The sequence below is a fragment of the Candidatus Poriferisodalis sp. genome, assembly GCF_965208895.1.
In the GTDB taxonomy this organism is placed as follows: Bacteria; Actinomycetota; Acidimicrobiia; order Acidimicrobiales; family Poriferisodalaceae; genus Poriferisodalis.
This window is the reverse complement of sequence record NZ_OZ242363.1, coordinates 2019165-2035479: the sequence shown is the minus strand read 5'-3', so window position 1 is coordinate 2035479 and position 16315 is coordinate 2019165. Positions and strand designations below refer to the sequence as shown.

Below are 16315 nucleotides of genomic sequence, written 5' to 3'. Positions count from 1 at the left end.
TGCTAGTCGTCGAGCAGGATCTGGTTCGCTCGTGCTCGGTTTGCTCGCAGCGGATTCAAGATTTCCGGACGGCAGCCGGGCGGTGCCGGCTCTTCGTCGTCGACGTAATTGTCGAGCATGCGCTGGAAGCGGTGCAGGGTCGCTGACGCGCCAGGGATGGGGGCAGTGTCCCCCAAGTCGAGGATTACGTTGCGCTCGCCGTCCGCTTGGGCTTCGCGCATCGGCTCGGTCTCGTAGGTGAGGTCTTTGAGCTCGCTAGGGCTGAGGCCGCCATGCTCGGAGAGCACGTCATCGAGGTGAACCAGAAAAGGGCTTGCCTCGTCGAGGCTCGTCGTCGCAGCGGCGGCTCGCAGGCGGTACTCGGGACTGCCGAAGTAGTTGTTGGTCTCTTCGACGGTGATGTCGCCGCTCGCCGCCAGCCGATCTTCGACGCTGTAGAGATCGTTTGAGAACGGTCCGTAGTTCCGCCATTGCCACACCACACCTGAGCCCGTGACGCCGTCACTCTCGACCGAACGCAGATCGGCCAGATACAGCAGCTTGGCGGACTTGGTGCGCGTCATCCACAAGCCCCGAGCTTCTGCCAGCCCCAACAGCGCCTTCATCGCCTCCGATGCGCGAGACACATCTGTGCGCATACGAGCCACACGTCCAGCGTATTCACCTCCTGATGACGGGCCTAGACAAGCCGGCACATTCGGCATCATCGCAACCCCCGGCGCCCAGGTCACGACAGCACCCGCCGGTGCCGGTGCCTGCGATGTCCATCGACGATGCGATCGCCTACCACAGCCAGTCCCTCGCCGATGCGGACGCGGAGTGGCCGGCTGCGGGCGGCGATGTCATGGCACCGTTGTCGACCCGGTTCGAAACGGTCGAAGTCGAGATCCCAACACCTCAAGCGACGCCCGCCGGCTGTCGCCGACTCGACCCTGAGTCGACTTCGGGCGGACCGGCTTCCCGTTTCGCGCCGGCGGAAGGCGACCGGTCAGGGCAGGATCTCGAGCCGTTCGCAGTGCAGAGGCCGGACCATGCCGAAGTGGCGGCGGTCGACGGTGGCCACGGCTGTCGCGCCCAGGCGCTCTGCAGCGGCTATGACGGAGGCGTCGACCGTGCCCAACGGCAGATCGCCGTAGGCGTGAACCAGTTCGGCGATGCGCAGCCAATCACTCGCTGCCACGGGCTCCACGAACAGGTCTCCAGAAGCGAGGTCGCCCAAGAACCGCACTTCGGCCCGAGAGCCCAGTCGCGTGCCGACGAGGTGCGCGACTTCGGTGATCACCAGGGTCGGCACGATGAGCGGTCCCCGATGCTGCGAGAGCAGATTCAAGCTGGCCGCGTGATGTCGATCGTCTGCGTCGATGTAGGCGTAGAGCGGCCCGGCAGCGACTATCAGCGCGATGCTGGGACCTCGCTTGCCAGGATCTCCTCGATGCGTTCGGAGATGTCTGAACGGCCGCTGCGACCGGCCGCCGCCGCTCCGAGGCGTCGCCGAGGCCCGAGATGGTGCTCGATCGCCTCTCTCGTCAGCTCTGAGATGGTGATGTTGCGTCGAGCGGCTTCGTGGCGAAGGTGGGCGTCGAGTTCGAATGGGAGCTTGACGGTGGTCCGCTTCACGTGTGCCAGCATACCCAGGGAGCTGACCGGGCCGTAACGGGATTCGTCGGCGAGGTGTCGGCGCCGTGCAGCCCCCACAGCTCCTCGGCTGGGTATCGGGTGACGCTTCGGACCGCGCATGTGCCGACAAGCGCCCGTGCACTGCCAGTTTCAGAATTAGGGCCGACGTTTGATGCTGTCGTCAACCTCGATCAGCCAGTTGCGCATCTCGTCAGGAATCTCGGATGGAAGCATGCGGCGGGCGAGATTCTTGGTCGACACCGTGTCGTGGCCGGCCTGCTGGAGGACTCCGTTCAGCGCTCTCAGAATCTCCTTGGCCGGGTATCTCTGGAGGCGCCACACGGGATCTGCGGCTCGTGGCCTCAGTTCTGTGTTCGTCTCGCTGACGGTGCTCGCGATGTCCTTCTTGCCGGTCTTATGGGAGATGTGCCGCTTCGCGGCGAATTGGGCGAGGGCCCTCTCGGTCATGTCGTCCGTGATCGACTCCAACTGGGACGCGATGAAATCCTCTGATGAGTTCGACACGCGTGCCAGAGCCGCCGGTTCGAGCAGATAGCTCTCGAGTTCCTTCCGGCGCCAGACATGGGCGTGGACGCCGATTTCTTCGAGACTCGAACGCACCTCGTCAACATCCGCATCGGCCCGATAGTCGCGATCGAGCAGCACATGTACCTCAACGGAACCCTCGAGGAAGTCCGTGACGAACCACTTGAAGGGCTCGACCTGGACCCAGTTGCTGAAGCCCTTGATTTCAATGACCGCGCAGTTGCGCTCGCCGGCCAGGTGATCGGCACCGATCGTCTTCGCCAGTTCGCGGATGATGGACATGTCGTCCCCTTCCACGAAAACCACGGTCCGGGCGCGGAGGGCCGTCGCGAGCCGCAAGTTGAAGCTTGAGCCAATCTGCGTCGACAGATCCTCGAGTGACGCGGGCTCGGGTCGACGCACGGCTCTGCGGCGGGTCTTGTCGACCCACACAACCGACTCAGAAGAGGCCTCCGCAAGCATCTCGGAAGAGTGGGTTGCTGTGATCGTCTGCGCCGACGTCGAGTTGAGCAACCTCACCAGACGCCGCTGGAGATCGGCATGCAGATAGAGATCAGGCTCATCGAGGATCACGACATCTGCCGACTTGAAGCGCCAGAGATGGGTCAGGATCTGCACGAAAATCTGCATGCCATCGCCGACCCAGAACAGCTCCTTCGACGTCCTGTCGCCACGCTCTCGGACGAGTACGTCGAGTTCCCGGTGGCCGAGTTTCGCGCCCGGACGTGTCGAGACCGCGAGTTCCTCAATCTCGGGAAGCCAGTCGGTCACAAACTGCTTGAATCCCTCAAAGTCGCCGTCGTCCTTGATCATCAGCAGCTGGTTTCGAGCATGCTGACTAGACCTGCGCCCTTGGGCCTGGGACCGTACGTATGTCTCGTCTAGGACTGTCTCGGTGTGATTCAGCGGGTAGAGGCCGGGGATGATGCCGATCTGGCCGGTCAGTTCTCGTACAGCTTTCGGCTGCAAGATCGGCCGTTCGTCGGGACGGCGCAGATAGAAGTACGGATCTGGATTGTCGTCGTCACCATCGGGCCAAACCCCGGTGAGGATCAGATCGGTGTCCGTACGGATCGACACCGCCGACTCTCCCGAGCGGAACTGATGCCGAAGATTCTCCGTGACCAAGCCGTACTGATCGGCGCGGAGCAAATGTGTACATGCTCGTCGTTCACCGTGTATTCGGGACCCAGTCGGCGTTCTCCGGGACGCATGCTCCAACATTCCTGCCGCAGCCCTCGCGGCCGCGATGAGGGTCGATTTTCCTGCGTTGTTAGGCCCAACCAAGAATGCGCTGGTCCCAAGATGCATGGTGAACCTTTGGAACGCCTTGAAGCTCCACAAGTCGAGTTGTTGGATGCGCATAGCCCAATCCGACCACCGTGATTTGCGACAGCAACCGTAGGGGCTAGCGGACACGCGCAGCGTGTGGGTTCCGGCAGCAGCACGCTGCTGGACTGATGCCCAAGACTCGACGTTTGCCCCTCGATACGAGATGGCCGAACGGCAACGCGCGGGCAGTCAACAGCGGCGAGCCGCCAAGAGTCTCGGAACTCTCGAGGTTCGCAGGAGGCTGGACGCGTGCGCTGGTGACGTCCAACGCAAGACCCCGACCAAGTCGTCGTAGAGATCGTCGAGGGTGAATGTCCCCACTCGGCCGCCTGGGAGCTTCCGCGTCCACGGCTTGGCGATGGGCTCATGGTGCGCGAGCCGATTTCGGAGGCCTAGGAGATTGATCATCGATTGCTCAAGCATCCGTCGACGGTCCCCTGGAGCATGGCCCGGGATGTTGGTGAAGGCGTTGTCAAGTGCCGTGTTCCAGAACGACTCTTCGTAGCGGCCTGAGACGGTGTAGCGCCAGAAGCCGAACGTCACCTCCGCGATGACCGCGCCGCGGGATGCCTTGCGCCCACCGGCACGCTTGCGGGCAGCGCCGAGTGCCTCTCTCGCGTCCTCGTCCCACCAGTGGCCTTGTGGAGGAATCCAAGACGAATCCCACATCCAGTGCCGAACATGCGGGGCGACGCTGGCCACGTAACTGCTGAGCGCTCGGTCGATGTGATTTCGGAAGACGACCTCGAGTATTCGGAAGTCGGTGAAGAGTGCTCCGGCGACCGCACCAGTCCACTCGTACAGATCGACGGCCAGCGAACGGTCGGCGTTGGCCAGTGCCACGAAGGTCGCGAAACGGCCCGGGGAGATCAGTTGCTCAAGGTCCGATGGTGAGACCACTCGCCGTCCTTCGCAGTCGGTGCGTTGCCTTCGAGCCGATGGTCCTAGTAGTGTGGGGTCCGACAACCCCGAGGGGTCGCTTCTCTAGCGGCTTCCGGGGTTCAGTCGTTCTAGCACCGGCCTCGTAGCCCGCAGAAGTCGATTTTCGACTCGCGAGCTTTGCGTCGAGCCCGTCCGCGAGATGCCCTTCGGGATCGATCTTGAGCGTGAACTAGCACGGCACGCCGTTGGCGCCACAGTGCCGCTGGTCTCGCACTCGACAGCAGATGGAACGGCGAGAGATTCCTTGGTCGTGGGTGGAGCGGGTCGTGGCGTCGCCGTCATTTCGCGTGCGGGACCCGGATGACAGCACGGTAGAGCGCTTCTATGGGCCAATCGATGAGCGTGATGGCCGAGTGCTGCGCGCGGCGGTGAACACGTCGTCGGATCCTTGGCGAGTGGTTACGGTGTTCTTTGACCGCGGAATGCGAGGTGAGGCATGAAGCTGCGAATCGACAAGGAAGACGATGCGCTGTACTTCCATCTCGACGACTCTGCGATTGTCGACTCGCTCGAGGTCGCGCCCGGGGTGGTGTTGGATTTCAACGCTGCCGAACAGGTCGTCGGCATCGAGATGCTGAATGTGTCGGCCAGATCGCCTCATCTCAACCTCAACGCTCTCCAGTTCGAGACCGCGTAGCGGGCGAGATGCGCCGCACCCTCGTAGCGATGGTGACGGTCAACGGGAGGCGCGGAGCTCACCGCTTGCGCAGGGCAACCTGAGCACCCGGCCCTGAGCCGACTTCAGGCGGACCGGCCCCTGACCGATCTCCTCCTCGCTGTCGGCGAGGTCAGATTCTCAGTTCAGCGAAGCCGGATGCGCATGGTCCGAATGGGCATTCGTGGTGATGGGACCTGGCGAGTGTCGGGGTCGAATACGCGCAGAATCATGAAGAGAACGACGTACTGAGGCCTTGTTCCCGCCCTCTTGCACAGTCAAAATCGAGGCCGGGATAATTGCCGTTATCCGTCATCTCGGGTCCCCTGGCAGTGACGAGGCCCCGGTCTTGGGTCCCCGTCAGCAGGCCGAATCCGCAGAGTACCAACGCCATCGGCAGCATTCCGAGAAGGCTCCCGATTCCAGTTTGAAGAAGCCCAGGTCACCGTTCGCTGCACTCGATTGACGGACGGCGGGTGCCGCGAGATGAGCCGTTCTGTGTGGATCAAATCGCCTGAGGCGGCTTCCGGGGGTTCCGCGGGAAGTCATAGAACTGCGCGACTGCACCTCGGTCGGCAGTCTCGTTGCGGGTGTAGTGGGCGGGCATCGTCGGGGAACGCCACCGTCCCGCGGTCATCAGGCTGGGCAGCTCGACGCCGATTCGTGCAAGGTCTTGAGCCATGCCGACACGTGGCGAGTGCCCGCTGAAACCGTCGCCCAGGCCGGCCGCCACGGCTGCTTTCTTGATCCGAAGCGAGATCTGATTCGAGCTGAGCTCGAACACCCGGTGTGCCGCTGGGGTGCCGTTGCGAATCGACGCAAGGACCGCCATCGTCTGCGGCGACACGAACACGACGGCACCTTCACCGTCGGGGTCGGTCTTCGAACGCCGAATCAGCAGCCGTCCGCTGCCGTCGGGCACCGTCTCGATGTCGCTCCAGGTCAGCGCAGCACATTCGGAGACCCGCAGCATTGCGTCGCGCATGAGCCTCACGAGCGCGATGTCGACGCTTCCTCTTCTCGCGGCGGCTTGTGCGCTCTCTCGTCTGCCGTTCTTTCCGAGACGCGGCCGACAGGCGGTGGCTGCGATTGCGTCGAGTGCGTCGGAGGTGAGGCCCTTCGCCTGCTTTTGAGCCTTGCCGGCCACTCGGGTCGCTCCGCGCAGGGTTCTCTTGACATCGGGATGGCTGCACGGGTTCTCGAGGCCGCAGTTGCTGTGGACGTAGGCGATCGCAGCGGCGGCGACGCGCAGCGTGGCCGGCTTGTGCCCGAGCTGCTCGAAGCGCTCGACCAAGTACGCAGCGACATGCTCGGGCTCAGCCGGGATCGCTGGGACTCGCCGGGCAGCGGCCCAGGTCACGAAGCTCCGCCATTGGCTTCTGTAGCTGCGGATCGTGTTGTGGGAGACCTCGTGGCGGAACAGCCCGTTCAGGTTGCCGGCATCAGACTCCGTGAGGAGTACGACATCGGCGATTGCCTCGTAGCCCGCTCGGTCGACGGACGAGTTCCGATTCGGCTGCCCGCTGGTGGGGACCCTGCCGCCGCGGGCGACATCCTGCCAGCAGCTGGGGGATTGAGCAGCACCTCGTTCCGTCGCATCCTCGAACGTCGACAGTCCATTCGACTCGTCCCCAGAGCCATTGGCCCCGCCGTTGCGGGTGGCCTCGACCGGCGGCACTGACGGGTTCGCACAGAGGAGCCCAGTACGGGATGGTTGCCGCTGTGGCGCTGTCACGGGCTGGCGCTGCGAGCGCGGCGGACCCCTCAGAGAATATTCGGGCTCTGCACAATCACATGTAGTCATGCGGAGATGCTGCGAGGTCTCGCCATCCCCTCAGGAGCGGCATACCTTGTATCCCGTTCGTGCTCCCCCGTCTTGAGTGGCTGGACTTACGGCCTGCCCGGACCTCGGCTTCGCCGTTCGGCTCAGCCTCGAAGATCAGTGTCCAAGAGATAACGGCAATTTCACACGGCGGCAGGCGCAGGCGGGCCCGAAGAAGCAACACCTGGGCCGTTGCGGCACGGTCGGCCTGCCCATCGACGCCAGTTGACCGGAATGCCCGACGACTGGGCCGACGGGGCCACCGAAGCCGAATTCGATCCGTCAGTAGACCCCGTGCTGTGCTCGCCGTTCGAGGAACCCCAACGACACTGGTCGCTGGACCGCACGGGCCGAGCGCGAACAGGGTTCGCCCCGGACGATGGGCGGCGCCCGTCGATGCTGATCAACCCCGTACCGGCCGATGAGAAGTCCGGCGCGATTCAGCTCGCGCTGGACGATGTGCAGCTCAACGACCTGATCAACGACATCCGCGGCAAAGTCTCGAGGTGGCGAGCCGGCGGTTACCAAGGCGCGACGTCGGTGACTGTCAGGCTGCTGGAGCACTGGGCCGACGAGCGTGGCTGCAAGCTGCGACCGTTCTTCGCCCAGCGCGAAGCGATCGAGACCTTGGTGTGGCTACGCGAGGTGGCCACACGACAGACGTCAGAGCGACGCGAGCTGGAGACGCTGTCGCGTCAGCACAACGACGAGATCGTCCGCCATGCGGTGAAGATGGCAACCGGCACCGGCAAGACGGTCGTGATGGGAATGCTGATCGCCTGGCAGACCCTCAACGCTGCCCGTACCACGCGCCGGCGCAATCTCATGCACGGCGAGCGATTCCTCGTGCTCACCCCCGGTCTCACGGTGCGCAACCGCCTCGCCGAACTAAGGCCGTCCAGCCCAGACAACGTCTACGACGACATGGGCCTGGTACCTCGCGACCTGCGACCGGTGCTCAACCGTGCCCGGGTCGAGGTCATGAACTTCCAGGCCTTCAACCGTCAGAATCTCAACACGCTGGGCTTCCCGCGCAGCGGATCGAAGGGCGGCCGAGCGCACCGTGACCTGATCGGGCGGCCTACCGGGGACGAGCATCTTGAGAGCTACCAACAGTCCGCCCAGCGGGTTCTCAAATCGCTGCTGACAGCGAACGCTTACGGCAACCTCGTCGTGCTCAACGACGAAGCGCACCACTGCTACCTGCCCAAGTCGCTCGCCAAGCGCAGTATCGAGGACAAGAAGGAAGACAAGCGCGCTGCGGTGTGGTTCAACGTCTTGCGCAGCTTGCGAGACATGGGCCAACTCGGCCAGGTCAACCAGTACGGACAGGCCTCGGTGGTGTACGACTTCTCGGCTACGCCGATGTGGATCGACACCTCGGGGCGGGCAACGCCCGAACCGTTCCAATGGGTTGCATCGGACTTCGGTCTCATGGATGCGATCGAGTCCGGGCTGACGAAGGTCCCACGAGTGCCCGTCGACGACGACTCGATCCAGGAGCGAACCGTCTGGCGCAACCTCTATGAGGCGACTGAGAAGAAGAAGATTCCGAGACCTACCGAGGACGGCCCGGCCGCGGTCATCCCTGCGCCGCTTCGCAATGCTCTCAACGCCCAGTACGACGACTACAAGGACCACTTGGCGCTGTGGTTACGAGTGCGGCCCGAGACGGCGCCGGTGATGATCGTGGTGGCGAACACCATCGACAACGCCAATGCCCTGTACGAGCACATCGCCGGCTGGGAGGACAGCGACGGCATCCTGCACGAAGGCGTCTACCAGGAGCTCTCCAATGTCGTGCAAGGTCAGTGGACAGAGGATCTGCGCACCATCGTCGTGCACTCCAATCTTGACGACAGCAGCGATCTGCCGGCCAAAGCAGCGAAGCTGATCAAGGCTCAGGGACAGCGTCTCAATGAGCGGCGAGGGCGCTCCAAGGACGCGCTCGAGACAGTGCGAGAGGTCCTCAACACGGTCGGCAAAGCAGGTCGGCCAGGCGCCCGGGTGCGCTGCGTGATCTCGGTGGGGATGCTCACCGAAGGCTGGGATGCCCGCAACGTGTCCCACATCGTCGGCTACCGGGCGTTCTCGACGCAGTTGCTGTGCGAGCAGGTCACGGGCCGCGCACTTCGTCGCACCTCCTATGAGGACTTCCGATTCGACGGCACGGGAAGGCTGCGTCCCGAGTACGCCGAGGTCGTGGGCATCCCCTTCGAATTCATGCCTTCACGGGGCGGCAACACCGTCACCCCTCCGGTGCGCCCGGTTACTCATGTGCACACGGTGCGAGGGCGAGGCAAGTACCGAATCGTGTGGCCGCAGGTGCGTGAGTATCGGCGGGTCACGCCGAGCCTCAAGCTCGAATTCGATGAGTCCAAGTCCAAGGCGTGGAAGATGAAGCCGCAGTCGGGCGCGTCGATGGCAGTGCTCAGCCCTCATGTCGGCGAGGAGAAGATCCTCCAGACCAAGAGCCGGCGCGGCGAGGCCGAGTTCAGGATGGCCCAGGAGATAGTCGGGGAGTTCCGCAGCAGCACCGATGACGACACCGACGGCACGAGCCTGTCGCTGTTCAGATCGGCTCGGCGCATCGTCGGTCAATGGCTTGCGCTCGACTATGTCGAGTGCGGCGACCCCGCAGCGTTGCTGGTCGACGACGATCAACGGCGCCGCGCCGTGCTCACGATTCTCGACGCATGCACCAGTGAACGCGGCCACGAGCACACACGCGTCGCAGTGCTCGACAGTCCGCCACGACTCGACACCAGCGACGTCGCTTTCGACACGACGCTGGAGCACATCCAAGAAGCGAAGCGAAGCGAGCTCTCCCACGCGGCATGCCACTCAAACCTCGAGAAGCAAGTCGCGGCGATCCTCGACACCCACAAGCGGGTCGAGGCGTGGGCACGCAACTTCCAGACCGGCTGGTCGGTGCCGTATTTCTTCAACGGTTCATGGCGTCGCTACGAGCCCGACTTCATCGCCCGCCTCACCGACGGCACGAACCTGATCGTCGAATGCAAAGGCGTCCGCGACGACAAGGCCATCGCAGCCGAGACCTACGTGCTGCAGCACTGGATTCCCTGCGTCGCCGGCACCGCTGCGTTCCCCGATGCACTGCGCCGCTGGGCCTTCATCGAGATCCAGAACGCCAACTTCGCCCGGCACCAGATCGACCAGGTCGGCAGCGGCACGCCTCAGGTCGAGTTCGCCTTGTCGGCGACTGACTGAGCACTCCGGAGGACTCAACGATGGCGAATGACTCGTACAGGCACAGGACAGCGACCCGGCGCAACAACCCAACGCCCGAGACCGAGTCGCTGATGACCGACGAGGACCGCAAGCCCAAGCCGTTCACGATCGACCGGCACGAGATCGCCGCTCCCGTGCTCGCCTGGCAACGCGAGGGGGAAACGTCCGCGCTCACCGGGGACGCGGCCGAGGACGCGCTGCTGCGCATGGAGGCCCTGCCGCTGTACGTGCGCGAGAAGGTCGCACCCTCCGAATTCGTCAACCAGCTGCGCACGCCCGACAGCGGAATTCAGCTCAGCACCGACGACTTCAACGGACTGCCCGAGGGGGCTGACCCGCTCAACTTCTACGAGCACTCCGGCAACTGGCAGAACCGCCTCATCCACGGCGACTCTGCTGACGTGATGAAGAGCCTCATCATCAAGGACGGCCTTGCCGGCCAAGTACAGATGATCTACTACGACCCGCCCTACGGCATGTCGTACCAGTCCAACTTCCAGCCCACCACCGACAACCTCGACGTCAAGGACAACGAGTCCGCAGTTCCCGCGGGAGACGCGCTACCCATTCGGGCGTTTCGGGACACCTACCGCAACGGTGTTCACTCATACCTCGACGGCATCCACAAGCAATGCGTGCTCGCACGCGAACTGCTCGCAGACAGCGGGTCGCTGTTCGTGCAGATCGGCGACGAAAACGTCCACCGGCTCGGCGTGCTGTTGGACGAGGTCTTCGGCGCAGACAACCGAGTGGCGACGATCACGTGGCGTCCGACCGGCATGCCCTCAGCGAAGCTGCTCGGAGAAAGCGCCAGTTACATCCTCTGGTACGCCAAGGACAAGGAACAGATCAAGTTCAATCCGATCTACGAGCCTCGCGACCGGCAGGAACAAATGGCGGATTTCACTTCGTACGCCGGCGTTGCCGTTCCGGGAGCGGCTGACCGCAAGCCTTCGAAGGAAGAGCGTGGGGATGTCGCCCTCTTGCCAAAAGGCGCTCGGCTCTTCAAGCGCTCACGACTGACCTCTCAGGGCTACTCGACGACGGGCAGGTCGGTCGACTACTGGTACAACGGCAAGTGGCACTCGACTGGACCGACTAGCCAGTGGAGGGTCTCAGTGCACCCTCCGCCACAGCGCATTGCTGAACCCATTGCAGATGACGAGCTATGTCCGGGTGACCCAGACGGTCGCCAGGACGAATGCGGAATGTGCGCTCTGAAGCGCCAGGATCGCTTGTCCGACCTTGGCACAACGCTCCACTGGAAGCTGTTTGAAGAGGAGCGACCTGGCCGCAAGATCGACAACGTGTGGAACTCGGTGGCGGCGCCCTCCAAGAAGCGCTATGTGGTCCAAACAGCGGACCGCATTATCGAGCGCTGCCTGCTCATGACCACCGATTCGGGCGATCTGGTCTTGGACCCAACCTGTGGCAGTGGCGTGACCGCAGACCTTGCGGAGGAATGGGGTCGACGGTGGATCACCTGCGATGCGCAACGTGTAGCGGTGGCCGTTGCTCGATCTCACCTGCTTTCACGGGTGTACACATGGCACAAGATTGCCGACGCTGGGCTGGACCCAGCATCAGGCTTCGTTGAAGAGACGATCCCCCATGTCACGGCTGCCACGCTTGCCTACGGCACGGTTGGTGACCCCGAGAATCAGATTCGGCTCGTCGATCGCACAAGCGTCGACAGCAGGCGACCTCGCATCTGCTCAGCCTTCACCGTCGAGTCGATCTCTCCGTACACCTACCTGCCACTCGATGAAGGTGCGCACAGTGATCTGCCCACCGCAGACCCGACCGATGCGGAGACATTGCTGCAGTTGCTGCGTAACACGCCTGTGTGCGACGCCGACGGACGACCGGTCTTCGATGTTGTCGAGACAATCCCATGGCCCGACACGAAACTCGTCGGCTACGGAGCACGCTGCGCGTCAGCGACCCGCGAGGGCGAATTCGCCGCAGGCGTGATGGTCGCTGCCGCCGATGCGACGGTCAACATCGAAGTCGCCCGCCGTGCGGCAATCGAGGCCCGCGACAACGACCCGACGTGCGAGAACCTGATCATCATCGGGTACGACTTCGAAGCCGGCATCCCGCCGGCCGTCGGACCGGTCCACGTCCACCGCGTCGCCGCCTCCCGCGATCTACGCCTGCCCGAGACGGTCAGCCGTTCGGCGGACGGCGGTTCGTTTGTGCTGCTGGCCGAACCCGACGTGATCCTCGGCACCAGTGACGACGGCAACATCACCGTCGAGCTGCTCGGCTGCGACACCTACGACCCGACTGCGAACAGTGCACGCGGTTACGGCACCGACCAGGTCGAGTGCTGGATGCTCGACACCAACCACGACGGCTTCTCGTTCCGTGTCCGCCGTGCCTACTTCCCCAATGGACTCCACAACGGCAGTGACATCAAGAAACTCATCGCCAAGATCCCCAAGCGCGAGCGAGATGAACACGCCCTCGACAACATCCAGTCCACGGTCTCGCAGCCGTTCACGCCACCCGACCCCGGACGCAACATCGCCATCAAGGTCATCACCACCACCGGCGCCGAAATGACCACCACCATCGACGGCGGCTGGTAGCCCTACCCCCCAGGGAGCCGGGCCTCGGGTGCGATCCGACATTCACAGGCCGGGGACATGGCCGTTCCGATGCTGGCTGGATCGCGTGAGTGGGACTCAGCCGACCGAGCAGAGGAATTCAGTAGGCGGCTCTATGTTCCGGTTGCGAATTCGGCAACACGCAAGACGATGTCAACCAGCACGATCAGTGCCACCAGCACCGAGATCCGCCGAGCGCGCTCGGAATCTTGGGCCTGTTGCTCTATTGAGAATGCTGTCCAAGTGACTATTGCGGCGGTGTCGTCTGACCCGAATTTGGCGCGTCGGGGTGGTCGTGGGGTGGGTGCCGGCCGATGCCGAGTGCTGGCGGCTGGGCGCAGGCGAGCTCGCCTCGGTGGGGGAGCTGCCTGGGGTCCGATCACGACCGAGTCGCGGGGTTCGCTGCGGGCTCGGGCTTTGCCGAAGGCCCCCAGGCGGTCGGGTCGGGACAGGTGGTGTGCCACGGCGACATCGCTGCGCAACACGGGCTTCGCCGGCGGGCGGGCGGCGGCGTTCATCGATGGGGACGGCATCTTCGTGGCGCCGCCGATGTGGGACCTCGCGCACGCCGTGTGGCAGTTCGCGCCGGTGTGCGGCGATGCCGATCGGTGGTTGGAGGGCTGGCCCAGCGCGCCTGATCGCTCGGCGCGCATAGCAGCGTCGGTGGGCGGCTACGGGCTGGGCGCCGGAAGGGCCGATGAGCTCGCCGACATGGTGGCCGAGGTGATCGCTGGCTGCAGGCGGGCGGCGGTGCACAAGATCGCTGCGGGGATTGCGGCGTTCGTGCAGATGGAACGCGAGGGGCTTCTGGCCACGCTCGACAGCCAGCACCGCGCCGCCGAACAGCCCCGTCCCCTCATCGCCCACGCCGCCGCTGCTGCTAGTGGTATGTCGTGGGTTTGGTTGCGGTGTTGGTTAGTGTCGTGTCATGAGCATGTGTGCTGCCGCGTTGGAGCTGAGCGATCGGGACCGCGCGGGTCTGGAGCGTGTGGCGTCGTCGGGGGCCTCGACGGTGCGCGCTGCGCGTCAGGCCCGTGTGCTGCTGTGGGCGGCGCAGGGGGTCCCTAACGAGGAGACCGCCCGCCGCGAGGGCGTCGCGCCGAACACGGTGCGTGCTTGGCGGCGCGGCTTCGAGGCAGGCGGGCTGGGCTGGCTGGACACTGTCGCGCCCGGCCGAGGCCCGAAGCGGTCGCTCAGCGCCGGCACCGAGGCGGCGATCGTGGCCGACACGCTGACGGCGGAGCCTCCCGGGGAGGCGGCGTGCTGGTCAACGCGTGCGATGGCGGAGCGTTTCGGGGTGGGCAAGGACATCGTGGCCCGGGTGTGGCGGGAGGCGGGGCTGCGTCCGTGGCGCACCGACATCTTCAAGGTGTCCGCGGATCCCGATTTCGAGGCCAAGCTCGACGACGTGATCGGCCTCCATGTCGATCCGCCTGAGCGCGCGGTGGTGTTCAGCTGGGAGTGTCACATGTTCTGTGTAAGCGGGCCGGTCGGTTGGTCATTTTAGGTGAGTGGGAGTCGTCCTGGGTAGCGGACGGCGAGTTGGTTCAGGCAGCGTTTCCATCCGATGGTTCCTGTTCCTTGTGGTCCTCCTCTGGTTGTGGTGATGTTGCGGATCGCGAGGTAGAGCAGCTTGAGCGCTGAGCGTTCGTTGGGGAAGTGCCCTCGGGTCTTGGTTGCCTTGCGGAGCTGGCGGTTGATGTTCTCGATCATGTTGGTGGTGTAGATCACTCTTCGCACGTCGGGCGGGTAGTCCAGGAACGGGATGAACTGTTCCCAGCTCGACCGCCACCGTCACTCGTTTCGGCGCTCGCAGCGCAACTCCTGATTGCAGTTCGAGGCCCGTCATCGACGAAAGGAACAGGTCTGCGTCCGGACCTCCTGGGTCGGTCTGCACTGGTTCTCTTCCGCCGACGCGGATGACACCCCGAACCCTTCGGGGCCTACCCATAATGAACTAACGAGGTCTGCACTGTCGCTTGGGGCCAGGTCGCCTCGATCGCGTCTGGGAGGCCCCGAAGGCCGTCGCAGCACACGATGAGCACGTCGTCGACGCCTCGGTTTGCCAGCTCGGTGAGCACCCCCAGCCAATATTTGGCGCCTTCGCCGTCGCTGTCGCCGATCCAGATGCCCAAGACGTGCTTGGCGCCGTCGAGATCGACGCCGACGGCGAGACAGGCGGGCCGGTTGGCGACGTGACCGTCGCGGATCTTGACGTTCAGCGCGTCGATGAAGATGATCGGATACACGGCGTCGAGAGGGCGGCTGCGCCACGCCTCGAGCTCGTCGAACACGCCGTCGGCGACCCGGCTGATCAGGTCATGAGACACTTCCACGCCGTAGATCTCGCGAAGATGCGCCGCCACGTCGCGCACCGTCATGCCCCTGGCGTACAAGGCGATGATCTTGTCGTCAAACCCTTCCAGACGCGTCGCGCCCTTGGGCACGATCCGAGGCTCAAAGGAGCCGTCGCGGTCCCGGGGAGCGTCCACGTCCACGGTGCCGATGCCGGTGTGAACCCGCTTGGGCGTGGTGCCGTTGCGCGAGTTCCCCGACCCCGCACCCGCCGGGTCGCCCTTCTCATATCCCAGATGATCGGTCAGCTCGGCCGCCAGCGCCCGCTCGAGCACTGCCTTGGTGAGCTGGGTCAACAGCCCGCCGGCGCCGACCAGATCGGCACCCTCGGAGCGGACCCGTTCCATCACCGCGTCCAGCGCCCCGTCAGGCACCAACGGCGTCGTGTCCGCCGCCGGCCTCCCCGGCAGATCTTCTCGTATGTTCTCAGTCATTGCGGTCCTTCCTGTCGCCCCGGCATCCATCACCGAAGCAACTGTCACAGACCACCCCCCTTACACAGAGGAAATGACACTCTCGTTCAGCGAAAAGACCCAGATCCAGGCCCTGGACCGCACCCAGCCGTCGCTGCCGATGCGCCCGGGCCGCAACCGCACCCTCACCCACGACTACAAGAGAAACGGCACCATCGACCTGTTCGCCGCACTCGACGTCGCCACCGGCGAGGTGCACGCCGCGACCCGCAAACGGCACACCGGCAACGACGTGCTCGCGTTCTTCAAAGACATCGACCGCCGAACGCCGCGCCATCTCGACGTCCACGTCGTGCTCGACAACCTGTCCGCCCACAAGTCCGAGCCCGTACGCGAATGGCTCGCCCAGCCCGCCCAGCGCCGCTGGCACCTGCACTTCACCCCCACCAGCTCCAGCTGGGCGAACCTCGTCGAGGGCTGGTTCTCAGTCCTCACCCGCAAAGCACTCAAAGGCCGGGCATTCACCAGCGTCGCCCACCTCATCGAGATCATCGAGCAATGGACAGCGAACTGGAACGCCGACCCCAAACCTCTGCGCTGGACCAAAACCGCCGAACAGATCAACACCAAAATCCAACGAGCCAGAACCACCCTCAACCGCGCAACCCAACCCGCGACACACCACTAGTGCTGAGTCACCTGCGGGCGGTGGGTGACTAACGCGTCCCCAAAATGACGTAACCCCGACCGTTTGCCGAAGCAGGGACGG

General features: G+C 64.4%; 12 protein-coding genes and 1 pseudogene. 6 read left to right on the top strand and 7 right to left on the bottom strand.

Annotated features, from left to right (window positions below; all coding sequences use genetic code 11):
• Nucleotides 1–2 precede the first annotated feature (2 nt).
• From ACOGJB_RS09215 to ACOGJB_RS09195, 5 genes are all read right to left on the bottom strand, one after another.
• Nucleotides 3–638 carry a Panacea domain-containing protein gene (locus tag ACOGJB_RS09215; protein WP_419840705.1) on the bottom strand — a complete coding sequence of 212 codons (636 nt, stop codon included), beginning with the start codon at nt 636–638 and terminating at the stop codon, nt 3–5.
• A 350-nt stretch (nt 639–988) separates the two neighbouring features.
• Complete coding sequence (locus tag ACOGJB_RS09210) at nt 989–1363, bottom strand: type II toxin-antitoxin system VapC family toxin (RefSeq protein WP_419840704.1); 375 nt, start codon at nt 1361–1363, stop codon at nt 989–991.
• A gap of 29 nt (nt 1364–1392) precedes the next feature.
• Nucleotides 1393–1617, bottom strand: coding sequence for a ribbon-helix-helix protein, CopG family (locus ACOGJB_RS09205; protein WP_419840511.1), 225 nt, complete (start codon nt 1615–1617; stop codon nt 1393–1395).
• Between the two features lie 156 nt (nt 1618–1773).
• Nucleotides 1774–3315, bottom strand: a complete 1542-nt coding sequence (locus ACOGJB_RS09200; protein WP_419840510.1) for an ATP-dependent nuclease — start codon at nt 3313–3315, stop codon at nt 1774–1776.
• 369 nt (nt 3316–3684) lie between these two features.
• On the bottom strand, nt 3685–4395 hold the full coding sequence (locus tag ACOGJB_RS09195) for a hypothetical protein (protein WP_419840509.1): 711 nt from the start codon (nt 4393–4395) through the stop codon (nt 3685–3687).
• A gap of 266 nt (nt 4396–4661) precedes the next feature.
• Here ACOGJB_RS09195 and ACOGJB_RS09190 point away from each other — a divergent pair, with 266 nt between their 5' ends.
• Complete coding sequence (locus tag ACOGJB_RS09190) at nt 4662–4877, top strand: DUF4258 domain-containing protein (RefSeq protein WP_419840508.1); 216 nt, start codon at nt 4662–4664, stop codon at nt 4875–4877.
• Nucleotides 4874–5074, top strand: a complete 201-nt coding sequence (locus ACOGJB_RS09185) for a DUF2283 domain-containing protein (RefSeq protein WP_419840507.1) — start codon at nt 4874–4876, stop codon at nt 5072–5074. Before ACOGJB_RS09190 ends, ACOGJB_RS09185 begins: the two co-directional genes overlap by 4 nt.
• Nucleotides 5075–5597: 523 nt before the next feature.
• Here the strand turns inward: ACOGJB_RS09185 and ACOGJB_RS09180 are convergent.
• A complete protein-coding gene (locus tag ACOGJB_RS09180; RefSeq protein ID WP_419840506.1) occupies nt 5598–6770 on the bottom strand; it encodes a tyrosine-type recombinase/integrase in 1173 nt (390 codons plus the stop codon).
• 378 nt (nt 6771–7148) lie between these two features.
• On the opposite strand from ACOGJB_RS09180, the gene ACOGJB_RS09175 reads away from it, so the two are divergent.
• The 3 genes from ACOGJB_RS09175 (at nt 7149) to ACOGJB_RS09165 (ending at nt 14285) form a co-directional block, all read left to right on the top strand.
• Nucleotides 7149–10145 (top strand): DEAD/DEAH box helicase family protein, encoded by a 2997-nt coding sequence (locus tag ACOGJB_RS09175; RefSeq protein ID WP_419840505.1) that lies wholly within the window; start codon nt 7149–7151, stop codon nt 10143–10145.
• Between the two features lie 20 nt (nt 10146–10165).
• Nucleotides 10166–12760: a DNA methyltransferase gene (locus tag ACOGJB_RS09170; RefSeq protein WP_419840504.1), complete on the top strand. Its 2595-nt coding sequence runs from the start codon at nt 10166–10168 to the stop codon at nt 12758–12760.
• A gap of 946 nt (nt 12761–13706) precedes the next feature.
• Nucleotides 13707–14285, top strand: coding sequence for a helix-turn-helix domain-containing protein (locus tag ACOGJB_RS09165; RefSeq protein WP_419840503.1), 579 nt, complete (start codon nt 13707–13709; stop codon nt 14283–14285).
• On the opposite strand, the pseudogene ACOGJB_RS09160 reads toward ACOGJB_RS09165, so the two are convergent.
• Nucleotides 14282–15567, bottom strand: a pseudogene (locus ACOGJB_RS09160) (IS256 family transposase). The gene ACOGJB_RS09165 and the pseudogene ACOGJB_RS09160 sit on opposite strands and share 4 nt — an antisense overlap.
• A 73-nt stretch (nt 15568–15640) precedes the next feature.
• Between ACOGJB_RS09160 and ACOGJB_RS09155 the strand changes: the two are divergent.
• On the top strand, nt 15641–16234 hold the full coding sequence (locus tag ACOGJB_RS09155) for an IS630 family transposase (RefSeq protein ID WP_419840502.1): 594 nt from the start codon (nt 15641–15643) through the stop codon (nt 16232–16234).
• The last annotated feature ends 81 nt before the right edge of the window (nt 16235–16315 follow it).

Bases quoted from the DNA above. Each gene is read 5' to 3' on its own strand.
- ACOGJB_RS09215 (WP_419840705.1), bottom strand. From the start codon at position 638: ATGCGCACAGATGTGTCTCGCGCATCGGAGGCGATGAAGGCGCTGTTG.
- ACOGJB_RS09190 (WP_419840508.1), top strand. From the start codon at position 4,662: ATGGAACGGCGAGAGATTCCTTGGTCGTGGGTGGAGCGGGTCGTGGCG.
- ACOGJB_RS09185 (WP_419840507.1), top strand. From the start codon at position 4,874: ATGAAGCTGCGAATCGACAAGGAAGACGATGCGCTGTACTTCCATCTC.
- ACOGJB_RS09175 (WP_419840505.1), top strand. From the start codon at position 7,149: ATGCCCGACGACTGGGCCGACGGGGCCACCGAAGCCGAATTCGATCCG.
- ACOGJB_RS09170 (WP_419840504.1), top strand. From the start codon at position 10,166: ATGGCGAATGACTCGTACAGGCACAGGACAGCGACCCGGCGCAACAAC.
- ACOGJB_RS09165 (WP_419840503.1), top strand. From the start codon at position 13,707: ATGAGCATGTGTGCTGCCGCGTTGGAGCTGAGCGATCGGGACCGCGCG.
- ACOGJB_RS09155 (WP_419840502.1), top strand. From the start codon at position 15,641: ATGACACTCTCGTTCAGCGAAAAGACCCAGATCCAGGCCCTGGACCGC.